The sequence below is a fragment of the Chryseobacterium potabilaquae genome, from assembly GCF_902728265.1.
In the GTDB taxonomy this organism is placed as follows: domain Bacteria; phylum Bacteroidota; class Bacteroidia; order Flavobacteriales; family Weeksellaceae; genus Chryseobacterium; species Chryseobacterium potabilaquae.
Window position 1 is genome coordinate 263,678 of the sequence record NZ_CACVBR010000001.1, and the last position, 14,394, is coordinate 278,071.

Here is a 14,394-nt window from a genome sequence, read left to right on the forward strand (position 1 = left end):
TTGGGCTTTTAACATTCAGGAACATTGACAGCAATAGCCAATCCGCCTTCTGAAGTCTCCTTAAATCTATCACTCATAGATTGAGCTGTTTCCCACATCGTCTGAATAACCTCATCTAAAGAAACTCTCGCTTTTATAGGATCACTTTCAAGCGCAATATTTGCTGCTGTAATCGCTTTTATAGCTCCCATTGTATTTCTTTCAATACAAGGAATTTGCACTAACCCTTTAATAGGATCACATGTTAAGCCTAAGTGATGTTCCATTGCAATCTCAGCGGCCATAAGTACCTGTCCCACACTACCTCCAAGAATTTCCGTTAAACCCGCGGCAGCCATTGCTGAAGAAACTCCAATTTCAGCCTGACATCCTCCCATCGCGGCAGAAATGGTTGCATTTTTCTTGAATAAAGTTCCTATTTCACCTGCTACCAATATAAATCTTACAATATCATCTTCCGAAATAAAAGGAGTAAATGCCTGAGAGTACATTAAAACTGCCGGAATTACCCCGCTTGCTCCATTGGTAGGTGCTGTTATAATTCTTCCAAAGCTTGCATTTTCTTCATTCACAGCTAATGCAAAACAGGATATCCATTTATTAATATTGGTGAAATTTTCTTCAGCGTCTACCACAAGCTGAAACCATTCTTCTTTATTTTTATAAATTTTTTCTCCTAATAATTTTCTATTGATTCCCGCTGCTCGTCGAGATACATTCAATCCTCCCGGAAGAATTCCCTCTTTATTCACCCCCTTATAAATACATTCTTTTATCTGCTTCCAAATATAAAGCGCTTCTTTTCTGGTCTCTTCTTGGGATCGCCAACTTTCTTCATTGACAAAAATCAAATCGGAAAACCTTGTAAATCCTAGCTTATCACAATATTTAAAAATATCGGCTCCATGATGACAAGGATACAAAGTCCTGACACAATCTTTCTCAATAGAATTCTTTTCTTGTGTTGCAATAAACCCACCCCCTACAGAGTAATAATCCTGAACGAGTTCAGATCCATCATTAAAAATAGCCTTGAAAATCATTCCATTAGGATGAAAATCCAAAGACTTTTGCATATTCAAGATAAGATGATGACCATATATAAAGGGAATTTCCTTTTCTCCTGCCAGCTTTAGAATCTGACTATTTTTAATATTCTCAACTTTCTCATCAATTTTGGTGGTATCAATCGTTTTAAAATCTTCACCATTAAGCCCTAACATTCCAGCAATATCAGTACCATGCCCAATTCCTGTTTTAGCTAAGGAGCCAAAAAATTCTAAAAAAACTTCTTTTACTTCAGTAATTGCTTTCTCTCTTTTAATCAAATTAATGAAAGAAGTAGCCGCATTCCAAGGTCCCATTGTATGAGAGCTTGAAGGACCTATTCCTACTTTTATGATCTCAAAAACTGATATTGACTCCATATATACATCTCTTTTCTGATAGCAAAGATACAGGATAAATCTAATAAGCCCCTATTTCTTGTAAGCTTAGAAAGCAAATTTATACGAAATAAAAATAAACTTTAAACTAATATAGTAGAATTAAATATATAATTGATCAATACTAAATTCTACACCCTCTAAAATTAATTCTAAAAACAAAAATGGCCAGAAAATTCTTTCCCGACCATTTACTATAAACTATATGAACACTTTTAATTTAACAAATACTTTCTTCGTGCTGAGAAATATCGAGACCCATTTCCTCTGATTCCTCCGAAACTCTTAAAGTAATAATACGATCCGTAATTTTATACAATAGTAATGATCCAAAAAAGGCAAAACACGAAACAAAAACCAAGGCAGCCATATGGTGTGCAAATACCTCAATTCCTCCATGAAGTAAACTTGCATTTTCTCCATGAGCAAAAATAGCAGTTAAAATCATTCCCATAATCCCTCCTACGCCATGACAAGCAAATACATCTAAAGTATCATCGATTCTTTTAAGAGCTTTCCAATTAACCATTACATTGGACACAATTGCTGAAATAAAGCCAATAAAAAGACTTTCTGCGACAGAAACAAAACCACATCCCGGAGTAATAGCCACTAAGCCCACTACAGCACCAATACATGCTCCTAAAGCTGAAATTTTTCTTCTATTAATCCTATCAAAAAAGATCCACGTTATCATCGCGGAAGCCGAAGCAATAGTCGTTGTTCCAAAAGCCGAAGCTGCCGTCGCACTAGCACTTAAAGCAGATCCTGCGTTAAATCCAAACCAACCAAACCACAACATTCCTGTTCCTAAAAGAACATAGGGAATATTAGAAGGATCATGATGTGGATTTTTTCTATTTCCTAGCACTAAAGCTCCTGCCAAGGCTGCAAATCCGGCACTCATATGTACTACCGTTCCTCCTGCAAAATCTTTAATTCCAAAATATTTATTTAAAAGTCCATCGTGATGCCAAACCATATGACAAAGAGGAGTATAAATACAAAGACTAAAAAGGACCATAAATAAAAGGTAAGAAATGAATCGTACCCGCTCTGCAAAAGATCCTGTAATAAGAGCAGGAGTAATGACAGCAAATTTCATTTGAAATAATGCAAATAAAATAAAAGGTATCGTAGAAGCCATCATTTTATGAGGCAAAACCCCAACACGGCTAAAAAAAGGGTAACTTAAAGGATTTCCAATAATTCCGTAATGCTCACCATTCATTGTAAATCCTAACGAATCACCAAAGGACAAAGAAAACCCAATGACTACCCATAAAATTGAAATCACTCCTAAGGCTATAAAACTTTGTAACATAGTTGAAATAACATTCTTCTTTCCTACCATTCCTCCATAAAAAAAAGATAATCCGGGGGTCATCAGAAGAACAAGTCCCGCTGCAGCTAATATCCAGGCTACGTCAGCTCCTACAATATGATCTTCGGTTAGAAATTCTCCTGTATTAGGAAAATCAGTAATGGGACTCCAAAATAATCCACCGATTGCAATAAGTGCGATGATAGCAAATGCAGCGATCCATTTTAAACCTACTGTCATATAATTTTATATTTAACCCTTTAAAAACATGAATAAATTTACACAAAAAATATAAATAAACAAATAATACCCCTTAAATTTTAAATAAAAATTAAATATTTCCTATTTTAAGATGTCATTTAAAATAATCGAAAGCTCTTTATGTTTGGTGGCAGGAAAAAGATGTGTTCCTCCTTTTATAATATAATCAGGCTTTGAATTTCTAATAGGAAATACGATATCTCTATCTCCTAATATTTGAATGACTTCAGGATTTTCATCAAATTCCCATTCGGAAATTCGTTCTATAGACCATTTCAGATAATAAGGATCTCTTACCCTAAAATATTGAAGTAATCTGGGGTTTTTAGGATCAAAAATTTTCCTTACGAAAGTATATATATGAGTCGTTCTTTCATTAAAGAAACCCGTAGGAAGTGCTTTAGGAATTTTTGTCACTTTACCTATTTTAATTAAACGAGACTTCTCTTTATCCGACTTTATACTTCCTATTATGATCACTTTTACTGCAGGTTTTATTTTATTAATTTCCTGGACAATAATCCCTCCAAAAGAATATCCCAAAAGAAAAAAAGGCTCAGAAGTATCCACTTTATCTGCCATTCGCTCTATGTATTTTGCGAAACTTTCATTTCTCCTGGGGATAAGCCAATCTATAAAAACGACTTCATGTTGTCCCGGAAACTTAAGTTTTTCCAGCACTTTAAAATCTGCTCCTAATCCGCTTACAATATAAATTTTCATATGGCTAAAATAAAAAAACGGAAGACTACTAAAAAATCTTCCGCTCAATTTACTAATAAAAATATATGCATTATTTTTTCTTTGCAGGTACTCGGTTTTCATTATCCAATTTCGCCGTGGAAATCTTGAACTGAATATCCATTTCATTTTTAATAAAATAATCCTTTAATGAAGATTGATAAAATACTTTAAAATCCCTTCTATTCAAGGAAAATTTCGCAGACTCAATAATAACTGTAAATTGGGTAATATAAACATTAGCCGGGAACGTAATGGTTTTTCGAACTCCTTTAATCGTTACATCACCATATACAGTAGAATTATACTCACTGTTCGCCAAAGGAATGATTTTCGTCAAATGAAACTTAGCAACAGGAAATTTCTTAACTTCAAAAAAGTTTGTACTTTTAAGATCATTGGTTAGCTTTACCTGATCTTCGTCCGATACATCTCCTGCCATAAGGCTTTTCATATCAATCACAAATTCTCCGTCTACTAATACCGTTTTATCAAAATTAAATTTTCCGCTCTTCAATTTTACGGTTCCGGATTGGGAAGATGCTTCCGTTTTCACTACTTTATATCCCCACCATCTAATTTCTGATGAAGTGACTTTTACTATCTTATCTCCTTTCTTTTGAGCAAAAACAAATGATATGCTTAGGCACATCATAACAAACAATAGTGATCTTTTCATTCTTTTTTATTTACAATTTAACAAAAATAAAAAAAAGTGTAGAAACTCTACACTTTTAGCAATTTTTTTTGAATAAATTATTTGGCGGTCACTTTTACAAGCATGTCAATATCATCTTTTACAAAAACATCTTTCATTGTAGATTTATAGGCTACATCAAATTTTTGCCTGTCGAAAGAAAATTTATTTGACACCAAACTTATCACTCCTTTATCATGAGAAACGGTAGCTGGGAAAGAAATGCTATTTGTTTTCCCTTTAACTGTTAAATTCCCAGTGATTAAAGAGTTATAAACTTTATCATTATTTTTCTTTACACTTGTTATTTTGAAAGTCGCTGTCGGAAATTTTTCAACTTCAAAAAAGTCCCCATTTTTAAGATGTCCATTAAGCTTTTGCTGATATTCTCCAGAAAGATCAGTCGCATTAATTGAAGTCATATCTAATACGAAAGTCCCTCCAACTAATTGATTCCCTTTCATTGTCATTTGCCCTGACTTCACTTTTATAGTTCCATCATGAGAGCTCGCTTCAGATTTGGCCACTTTGTATCCCCACCAGTGAACATCCGAAGTGGTTACATTTTTTGTTTGCCCAAAAGCTAAACCGCTTACTACAACTGCCAATAAAAATATTTTTTTCATTTGAATAAAGTTATTTACTGTTTATTTAATATTGCAAATGTAGTTATCTATTTTAATACATTTCATTGATCTATATCAATAAAAATACTTATTTTAACGAATAATTTTATAAAATAAAAGCTCCGAATTTCTTCGGAGCTTTTATTTTAGTTTTGATAATAAGCAGTATAGAGTGCTGCTCCATCCAATCCCGTATAGTGATTTTGTTTCACCAAATAAATAGGAATATTCCTTAGCATCTCTTCCATTTTATCACTTATTTTATATTTTTCGTAGAATTGATCTTTATTGATATAATCTTTTAGTATCAATGAAATATCTCCTGAGATCAATAATCCTCCGGTTGCTTTAAGTTTTAGAGTCAGGTTATTGGCTTCTCTGGCTAAAAATTCAATAAAGGTATCCAACGTAATTTTACAGATCATTACCTCATCTTCCACAGCTGCTCTATAGAGTTCTTGAACGAAATTAGCTCCATTTGAAAAACGTTCACTTAACCATTCCGGTTCAGGATGTCTTTTTACATCTCTTAAAAATCTATAAATATTGTACAACCCATTTTTTGTAAGTACATTTTCCCAACTTACGATTCCATAGATATTATTTAAGTACTGATAAAACTCTACTTCTACGTTTGTCCTTGGAGAAAATTCTGAATGTCCTCCTTCTGTTGCAAACGGTCTCAGATATTGTCCATCAAAAAAATACCCTGCCTCTCCTAATCCATTCCCAGGAGCTAAAATAGCTACATTCCCTTTTTCAAGATGACCACTTGTATAAATCGGTTCTAAATCTTCATCTTTGAGAAGTCCCATACCATATGCAAAAGATTCAAGATCATTAAGCATCTCTACTTTTTCAAATCCGAAGTCTCTCACAAAATCTCTTACGTCTAGAGTCCAACCCAATCTTTGGGAATGACATCTCCCATCAATAACAGGCCCTGGAACGGCTATTCCTAAGCGCTTTACATTTTCTAATTGATTTTCCTGAATATATTTCTTTAGAATCTCAGAAAATGAAGAATGCTCTTTCGTAGCATAATCAACTTTCAGCTTTACTTTGAGCTCTTCATTACCAGAAGTATAATATCCTAGCGTAGTAATATCATCACGCAGATTTGCCGCAATAATAGTAACATTATCATTATTACCGTTATCCACACCCGGTAAGTAAAGTGGAAATTTTGGATTCAAAATCATAATCACAAATTTTATCAAATATAATAATAGTTTTCTTAAATTCTACTGGGAATGAAAAAACCTTTTCGAAAAATTGAAAAGGTTTGGTTAATAATTGTTTATAATAAATCTAACTACTTCCCTAATGGAATGTTGTAGGAAAATCCTACTCCAATATTACCCACATTATAGTTCTGATTTGGTAGATCTCCTTTGTCTCCTACAAAAACTTTTTGGTATTGTACAAAGAAATTCCAATCTCTGTTGTGGTATCCAATTTCTGGTTTAAGATAGAATCCTCCATCTGGTCTATCAACCGTCACATTGGATGCAACCTTATCATTACCTACCAAAAATCCATACCCTATATCGGTACCAAAATAAAAACCTGTTTGTTTTGGATAGATTCTCACTAAAGCGGCTACAGGAATCACTCCTACATCATTATTTCTATATCCGCTATTGTCTTGACCAAAATAATGAGTATATCCTGTGGCAACCCCTAACCCAAATCCTGGAGTAATAAGGTTTTGGTAAGCGACATCTACTCCAGCTGCTGCTGCAAGATTGTCTGCAGGAACTGCTAATCCTAGATTTGCTCCCACCTTAATCATATTATTCATCTTAGAATGCTGTGCACTTAATACACCGGCCATCAACATGGCGCTTAGCAAAACCACTTGTTTTACCATTTTCATAACTCTGTTTTTTAAATTTTACTAAACAGATGGATGTAAAAATCGTGCCAATAAACCTTTATAAATAGGGTTTAACACTTATTCCATGCATAAAAATCTACATATCAGATATTTAAATTTCATAAAAATTAAATACATGTTTGAATAAAAAAAGAAGCTACTTTCGCAGCTTCTTTTCATAATTTTAAATCTTATCTACTTTTATGTGGAAGCGGAAAGTTGCTTTTTCCCTTCTTCTTTTTTATCTATTTTCTGTAATACCTTCTTAAGGATAAATTCAACTACTAAAGGCGCTACAATAGCTATTACTGCTTTTAATATTCGTGATTTCATATTATTTAATTTTATAATACTATCAATACAATTTCCAAGCCAATATCACATGGAATAGAATGAACCTAAGGATATTTCATAGGTTAGAAACCTCCATAAAACGACTTACTCATTCTCTGAAATGATTAAGTTTTTATAATTCAGACTTCCAGCATTAAATTTTTCTTGCATTTTCAATCTTAACCTTTTTGGCGTATGTACTACAAGACTATCTCCAAAACCTAATAAAAGTCTTTCCAATTCATAATTGATTTGAACACAAATTTTAAATATAGTTCCCTCTTTTGCTTCAGATACAATTTCTTGACTTTTATGCAAAGGTTTAGTTTTTACATAGGGTGCATTGGAAGAATCTACAAAAAAAATGATATTTCTGGGTTTTACGTTATTGGACACCGTTACTCCAACAATATCTTTAAAATATTCATCTCCATCAAGATCTTGATCTATGTATTCTATTGTTTCTTCTATCTCTATTGTTTCTATTCTATCTAAAGCAAGATTATACATACTGCCTTTATATAGACATATCAAAAACCACCGGTTATTAAACTCTTTCAACAACTGAGGATGAACTACAAAATTATTGAAATCTCTCGCTGTAAAACTCTTATAAACAATACGTAAAACCTTCTTATTTATAATGCTCCCATATAGAATATCAATATATTCCAACCCTTTTAATCGTTCATTTTTATCCAAATGTATAATAGACTTGTTGCTACTCGAATGAATAGAATCTTCCAATTTCTGAATAACCCCATTCATGTCTCGAAACATCGAAAAGTCTTTAAATTGCTTTAAAATCTGGATAGCATTGTTCATTGCTTTAAGATCATTCTCATTGACGGAAATATTATGAATGCTGTAATCGGGATTACTATATCTGTAATACTTTCTTTCGTACACTTCTATTGGGGCTTCATATCCAAATTTTTCACTACGCATATTCTGAAGATCAAGTTGAACTGTTCGCTTACTTACGTAGGATTCTTTGCCTTCATATTCAAACAAAGCTTCAGAGCACTCATCAATCAGGTCCTCGAGAGTATATTTCCGATATTTACTTTTTAGGCACTTATCCAATGTCTTATAGCGAATAAGTGCATTTTTGTTAGATGACATCGTTGTTATTGTGTTGATATGAACTCAATCGTAAGGTCATTTTTTACTCCCGAAAAATTTTCAATTATTCAGGTTTACCCTATTTTATTTCTTTATTAAAGCCTCCCCTTCAAATACAATTCCATCCCATCCAAATTGCATAAAATTTCTGATATTTTGATGATCCGTACCTTCAGGGTTTTTCAATACATCCTCTCTATAAAATTCTCCAAAAAGAGCAAGAGCATTTTCCTTAGATAAATTGTTCAGTTTTGCGAAACTAAAAACTTTGCATGAACCATTATTTTGATTCTCCTCATTCACGATATTACCATTTTTAAATTGCGTAGGCATAAAATCGTAATTTTCATCAATGTATGCAATAACATATTTGAAATCAATAGTTTCGGGAGACTTCTCCAGTAATTCTAATATCATTGTTTTAAATTTTATCAAAAATAATTAAAATAAATTTATCTACGCAAAAACATTGCACACTTAATATCTTACTTTGCCCTATCAAAATGATAATAAAAATGGAATATAATGGAAATAACTTAATTGAGCTTGGATATAGACCTGCTAAATGGTTTAAGGAAGCTATTCAATATATTAATGAAAATAATTTGGACGAAAACCAGATTAAAGCCTATTTAGAACAATTTAGACAACCGGAACCGATCTCCCTTCATGAAGCTCCAAAGGATTTTATCATCAATATCCGAGCTGAGCATGAAAGTGAAAATGACAATGTGGAAAAAGTGATTAAAACAATGAACGTTTTAATGAAAACGCCTACTTTAGTGGCCGGTGCCATTATGCCGGATGCTTGTCCTACCGGTCCTGAAGGTCATATTCCTGTAGGAGGAGTTGTGGTTGCCAAAAATGCGATTCACCCAGGGTTTCATAGTGCAGATATCTGCTGTTCGGTAATGTTGACTGATTTTGGAAAAATTGAGCCTAAAACAGTTTTAGATACGGCTCATTCTATTACACACTTTGGGTATGGAGGGAGGCCTAGAGGAGAACAAATGCCTATGTCACAAGAATTAATGGACTCTTTCAGAGAAAATATGTTTTTAAATGATGAAAAGTTGATTAGTATTGCTCGTTCTCATATGGGAACTCAAGGAGATGGAAATCACTTTCTTTTTGTCGGAACTTCAAAAAATACAGGAAATACGATGCTAGTGACTCATCACGGATCAAGAGCACCTGGTGCTGCCTTGTATGATAAAGGGATGAAAGTAGCCAACCGTTTCCGAGAAGAAATATCGCCGGAAACATTGAAAGAAAATGCTTGGATCCCTTATGAAACTGAAGAAGGGCAATCCTATTGGGAAGCTCTCCAATTGATTAGAAATTGGACGAAAGAAAATCATACTTCTATCCACGATGCTGTTTTAAACGCTCTTGAAATAGAAAAAGAAGATCGATATTGGAACGAACACAACTTCGTTTTCAAAGACGGTGATTTGTTCTACCATGCTAAAGGCGCAACTCCCTTGGACGATAAATTCATGCCGGATATTACAGGACCAAGATTGATTCCATTGAATATGTCAGAACCTGTTTTGATTGTTCAAGGAGTAACCAATGAAAGAAACTTGGGGTTTGCACCCCATGGAGCAGGGAGAAACTTTAGCAGAACCCAACATAAAAAATCATTAGCCCATAAAACTATTGAAGAAGTTTTCGCGGAAGAAACACAAGGTCTTGATATCCGTTTCTTTTCTAATGAAATTGATATTTCTGAACTTCCAACTGCTTATAAAAGTGCTAATAATGTAAGAGCTCAAATTGAAGAATATGGACTTTGTGAAGTAATGGATGAAGTAATGCCTTATGGATGTATTATGGCTGGAGATATTCAAAAAAATGCGCCGTGGAAGAAAAAGAAAAAATTCAGAAAAGCATAATGTAAAACAAGAGAGGAAAAATAGGTATATTTAACAATACTATTTCCATCGATTAAAAAAATTAAGGCAAAGAAAGTTCCTATATTGTTCACTACGTTACTTTCCGCCTTTTTTACTATAGCAAAGGGAGTTCTATTGAAGCATATGTACTCCCTTATTTTAAAAATTATAGGTAAAAGGAGTTCCTATATCCCGTTTGTCCAACACTTTACTCCTCACTTATTTAAAAACGATGAAAACACTTGCACTATTTAATGCCGTTTTGGCTAAGGAATCTCAGGAAAAACCTTTCATTTCAGAGCAAGGTTTTATCATAGAGCCTCATGCAGTTTGGGCAAAAAAAGAAATTATTGATTATTATTCTCAAGAAAAACTGAATGGAAATGATATTAATACAACCTTTCACAAATCTTGGCAAAAAATCAAAGATAGTACTAGAACTGATTTATTGATTGAGCAAATTGCCCATTACATATCAACTTATGGTCGTAATTTTCAAGATGAAATGTATATTCCCCATGAAGTTTTACAAGTTCCGGATTTAAAGTTAACTTACAAAGTAATTAGAGCCTATACCCAAGAAGAAATGAAAGAGAAGTGTCTTTCTTTGCTTCAATCAGGAATTGCTTTGCAAGAAAAGACTATTGAAGATCTGATCTTTATTTTAACTCAGGAATTAGAATATACTTTTACGGGAATAGAAAATATTAGAAATAAAGAAGCTATTGTAAAAATTGCTGATTTACTTCAGGTATATCCTGAAAACCCTGTTGAATTTTTACGTTATATAATTTATAAGACAACCGGAACCAGCCTTCTCATTAAAAATGATGAGCTTATTAATAGTATTAAGGAAAGTCAGTTTCACGTAAATGATTTATTTGAAAAATTTGGATTAGAAAAACTAGCAGAAATCTTTAATAGGTTTAAGCCTTTATTCTTAGCTTATAAAAATAAATCGCCTAGAATCATTAATAAAATTTCTAAACTGTCTAAAACTTATCATAAGCCATTGCTTTCAAATCCATTAAACAATGTCACCCACACTTTATTGGAAAACAATGACTTACACTGGTTAGAGAATGCAACTCCCTATGCTTTATGTAAAGCTTTATCGGCTTGTTATTCAAGAATGTATGGCCAAGACAGTTTTGTATATAGAATTCGTAATGGGAAATCTTGGGTTACTAAAGGAACGGTTCGGGATGTCAATGAATTCAATTATGAATTTATTTTGAATTATCTAAAAAACAAATATAATCTCTCCGGCAAAACATTTTATTTTCCTAAAGATGTTGAATTCGGATTACCTACTTCCGAAAAAATGTTTGTAGGAAATATTCCGACGAGGACTCGTTTTTATGGAGAAAGATTAGCCATAGGTATATATTGGAAAGATGCTTGGGGAGCTCAGGATCTTGATATTTCAGGGCTGAATATTGCGGGAAAAATTGGTTGGAATGCGGCCTATAATCTTGATCAGGGACAGTTGATGTACTCAGGAGATATGACGTATGCTCCTCATGGTGCAGTAGAATATCTGTATGCCAACACAGATATGAATACCCCTACTCTTATCATGAATAATGTATATTATGGTGATAAGAACTGTGGTTATAAAATTATCATTGGGAATGGAGATGATATTTCCTATCAATATATGATGAATCCTAATAAACTCTTTGCTGCAATACAATGTCATTCTATTCAAAAACAAACCATTTTAGGAATGCTTTTACCAAAAGGAGGAAGACAATGTTTTGTACTTTTAAATTTTGGAGCGGGTCATTCTCATGTTTCCGGAAGCTCTGAAGTGTCGATTATGGCAACCAAAGCCCTTTATCAACAATGGTATGAACCTATTTCCTTTAATCATTTGGTAAAAGAATTGGGTGCTATTCTCATTTCTGAAAAAGAAAAATCTGATTTTGATTTCTCATTGGAAACCTTAGAAAAAGATAGCTTTACGAAAGTTTTCAAGAATAAATAGGAAAACATATAGCTTTTTAAGCTATTGAAAGTGAATAAAACTCCACTACGCAAAAGGATTACGTAGTGGGGTTTTAATTTTGTATTATAAATTGAAAACAATGACATCAAAAATAATAGAAAAGTTGAAAGAAGTGGAGACCACAAAAGGTATAGAAGTACTTCTGGCTGTAGAATCGGGAAGCAGAGCTTGGGGTTTTGCATCTCCTGATAGCGATTATGACATACGATTCATATATCGACATGAAAAAGATTGGTATCTTTCCCCTTGGGATAAGGATGAAACGATAGAATTTATGACGGAAGATGATTTGGATGGTTCAGGATGGGATATAAGAAAGACTTTTCACCTTTTATTAAAATCTAATGCTGCTTTACTAAGTTGGTTTTATTCTCATATAATATATGTCAAAAATGAAAAATTTTATGAGGCTTTTAAACCATTGGCAGATATATGCTTCTCTCCGATCGCCGTCTCTTACCATTATCTGAGTATGAGTAAAAAATATCTCGAAGCCTGCCGACATGAAGAAGTAAAACTGAAAAGTTATTTTTATTGTCTTAGAACTGCTTTAACAGGAAAATGGATATTAGAAAAAGGAACTGTACCTCCGGTTTTATTCAGTGAATTGTTGGTTTTAGTGGATGATTTTACTAAAACTAAAATAGAAAATTTAATCGCTTTAAAAGCCACCAAAGGTGAATCCTATTATCATACTAATGACTGGGAACTTTTTGGATTTTTAGAGAAAATGATATGGGATAATGAGGAAAGAGCTAACGGTTTGAAGGGTGGAAAGGCTGATAAATGTGAGATGGAAAGGGTTTTTAGGGAGATAGTGATGGATTAATCTTAATCTATATTCCTTTTTGGGAAAAAGCAAAGATATTTATTAAATTTCATTATTAAACACTTTTAATTGTTGATGACTATACCAACCTTAAAAAACCGCCTCCTCCTCAAAGCCATCTCGGGAAGTCGCTCCTTCGGGCTTGCAACTGAAAACTCTGATACAGATATTCGGGGAATATATTATTTACCGAAAGAAATTTTTTTTGGACTCAACTATATTCCCCAAATTTCTAATGAAACGAATGATATTACGTATTATGAGATTGGAAGGTTTGTAGAATTATTACAGAAAAACAATCCCAATATTCTGGAAGTTTTAGCCAGTCCGGAAGATTGTATTTTATATAAGAATCCGTTAATGGATTTGTTGAAGCCTGAAGATTTTCTTTCCAAATTATGCAAAGATACGTTTGCTGGGTATGCTATTTCACAAATCAAAAAAGCTAAAGGGCTCAATAAAAAAATCCTGAACCCGATGGATAAAGAAAAGAAGTCTATCCTTGATTTTTGTTATGTTTTACAGGACCAAGGCTCTGTTCCATTAAAAAAGTGGCTTTCGAAAAATGGCAAGGTTCAGGAAAAATGTGGACTGGTAAGCATTGATAACACGAAAGGAATATTTGCTCTTTTTTATAATGATTCAGGCGATTTGCATTATAGAGGAATTATTCAGCATGAAGAAGCGAATCAGGTTTCTGTTTCGTCGGTTCCGAAAGAAGAAACATCTGTGGCCTATCTGTTTTGTAATCTCGATGCTTACTCGACTTACTGTAAAGATTATCGTGAATATTGGAAGTGGGTTTTGGAACGAAATGAAGACCGTTACAACGTGAATCAAAATCACGGTCAAAATTATGACAGCAAGAATATGATGCATACCATTCGTCTTTTACAGTCTTGTGAGCAGATATTTAAAACAAATTCATTGCACATTCGGGTAGAAAATCGAAAGGAATTATTAGATATAAAAGCCGGAAACTGGTCCTACGAAAACGTCATAAAAAAAGCCGAAGATCTTATACAATCCATTGAATATTATCATTCAATTTCTACTCTTCCTGATTATCCTAATTCGGAAAAAACAACAAAAATTTTAGTAGAAATGAGAGAAAGCTTATATGGAATATCAGAAAAATAAAGCTTATCCTCCAACATTGAGTCAAAAAAATCCGGAGACCATAAGGTTCTCCGGATTCGATTTACATCTTAAATTTGATAAAACT

14 protein-coding genes are annotated in these 14,394 nt (G+C 33.2%); 4 read left to right on the forward strand and 10 right to left on the reverse strand.

The genetic code is table 11. The features are described 5' to 3' along the window. Positions 1 to 8 precede the first annotated feature (8 nt). The 10 genes from CHRY9293_RS00975 to CHRY9293_RS01015 all read right to left on the reverse strand — a co-directional run bounded on the left by CHRY9293_RS00975 (position 9) and on the right by CHRY9293_RS01015 (position 8,848). Entirely contained in the window at positions 9 to 1,427 is a 1,419-nt protein-coding gene (locus CHRY9293_RS00975; RefSeq protein WP_162031191.1) for an L-serine ammonia-lyase, read from the reverse strand. Positions 1,428 to 1,665: 238 nt separating this feature from the next. Next, the gene (locus CHRY9293_RS00980; RefSeq protein WP_122547837.1) at positions 1,666 to 3,009 is read right to left on the reverse strand and encodes an ammonium transporter; all 1,344 of its coding nucleotides are present in this window, start codon (positions 3,007 to 3,009) and stop codon (positions 1,666 to 1,668) included. A 102-nt stretch (positions 3,010 to 3,111) separates the two neighbouring features. Further along, a complete protein-coding gene (locus tag CHRY9293_RS00985; RefSeq protein WP_162031193.1) occupies positions 3,112 to 3,753 on the reverse strand; it encodes an alpha/beta hydrolase in 642 nt (213 codons plus the stop codon). A 70-nt stretch (positions 3,754 to 3,823) separates the two neighbouring features. Continuing rightward, positions 3,824 to 4,450 (reverse strand): YceI family protein, encoded by a 627-nt coding sequence (locus CHRY9293_RS00990; protein ID WP_162031194.1) that lies wholly within the window; start codon positions 4,448 to 4,450, stop codon positions 3,824 to 3,826. Positions 4,451 to 4,527: 77 nt separating this feature from the next. Continuing rightward, a complete protein-coding gene (locus CHRY9293_RS00995; protein WP_162031195.1) occupies positions 4,528 to 5,094 on the reverse strand; it encodes a YceI family protein in 567 nt (188 codons plus the stop codon). Between the two features lie 146 nt (positions 5,095 to 5,240). Continuing rightward, the gene (locus tag CHRY9293_RS01000; RefSeq protein ID WP_162031196.1) at positions 5,241 to 6,296 is read right to left on the reverse strand and encodes a glucokinase; all 1,056 of its coding nucleotides are present in this window, start codon (positions 6,294 to 6,296) and stop codon (positions 5,241 to 5,243) included. A 113-nt stretch (positions 6,297 to 6,409) separates the two neighbouring features. Next, positions 6,410 to 6,973 (reverse strand): hypothetical protein, encoded by a 564-nt coding sequence (locus CHRY9293_RS01005; protein ID WP_162031197.1) that lies wholly within the window; start codon positions 6,971 to 6,973, stop codon positions 6,410 to 6,412. A gap of 201 nt (positions 6,974 to 7,174) precedes the next feature. Next, complete coding sequence (locus CHRY9293_RS18850) at positions 7,175 to 7,306, reverse strand: hypothetical protein (protein WP_262686896.1); 132 nt, start codon at positions 7,304 to 7,306, stop codon at positions 7,175 to 7,177. 105 nt (positions 7,307 to 7,411) lie between these two features. After that, positions 7,412 to 8,431: a helix-turn-helix transcriptional regulator gene (locus CHRY9293_RS01010; RefSeq protein ID WP_162031198.1), complete on the reverse strand. Its 1,020-nt coding sequence runs from the start codon at positions 8,429 to 8,431 to the stop codon at positions 7,412 to 7,414. A gap of 84 nt (positions 8,432 to 8,515) precedes the next feature. After that, positions 8,516 to 8,848: a HopJ type III effector protein gene (locus CHRY9293_RS01015; protein ID WP_162031199.1), complete on the reverse strand. Its 333-nt coding sequence runs from the start codon at positions 8,846 to 8,848 to the stop codon at positions 8,516 to 8,518. Positions 8,849 to 8,946: 98 nt separating this feature from the next. On the opposite strand from CHRY9293_RS01015, the gene CHRY9293_RS01020 reads away from it, so the two are divergent. From CHRY9293_RS01020 to CHRY9293_RS01035, 4 genes are all read left to right on the forward strand, one after another. Then, the gene (locus tag CHRY9293_RS01020) at positions 8,947 to 10,329 is read left to right on the forward strand and encodes an RtcB family protein (RefSeq protein ID WP_162031200.1); all 1,383 of its coding nucleotides are present in this window, start codon (positions 8,947 to 8,949) and stop codon (positions 10,327 to 10,329) included. A gap of 232 nt (positions 10,330 to 10,561) precedes the next feature. Next, complete coding sequence (locus CHRY9293_RS01025; protein ID WP_162031201.1) at positions 10,562 to 12,319, forward strand: hypothetical protein; 1,758 nt, start codon at positions 10,562 to 10,564, stop codon at positions 12,317 to 12,319. A 100-nt stretch (positions 12,320 to 12,419) separates the two neighbouring features. After that, positions 12,420 to 13,169: a nucleotidyltransferase domain-containing protein gene (locus CHRY9293_RS01030; RefSeq protein WP_162031202.1), complete on the forward strand. Its 750-nt coding sequence runs from the start codon at positions 12,420 to 12,422 to the stop codon at positions 13,167 to 13,169. A 75-nt stretch (positions 13,170 to 13,244) separates the two neighbouring features. Next, entirely contained in the window at positions 13,245 to 14,309 is a 1,065-nt protein-coding gene (locus tag CHRY9293_RS01035) for a nucleotidyltransferase domain-containing protein (protein ID WP_162031203.1), read from the forward strand. The last annotated feature ends 85 nt before the right edge of the window (positions 14,310 to 14,394 follow it).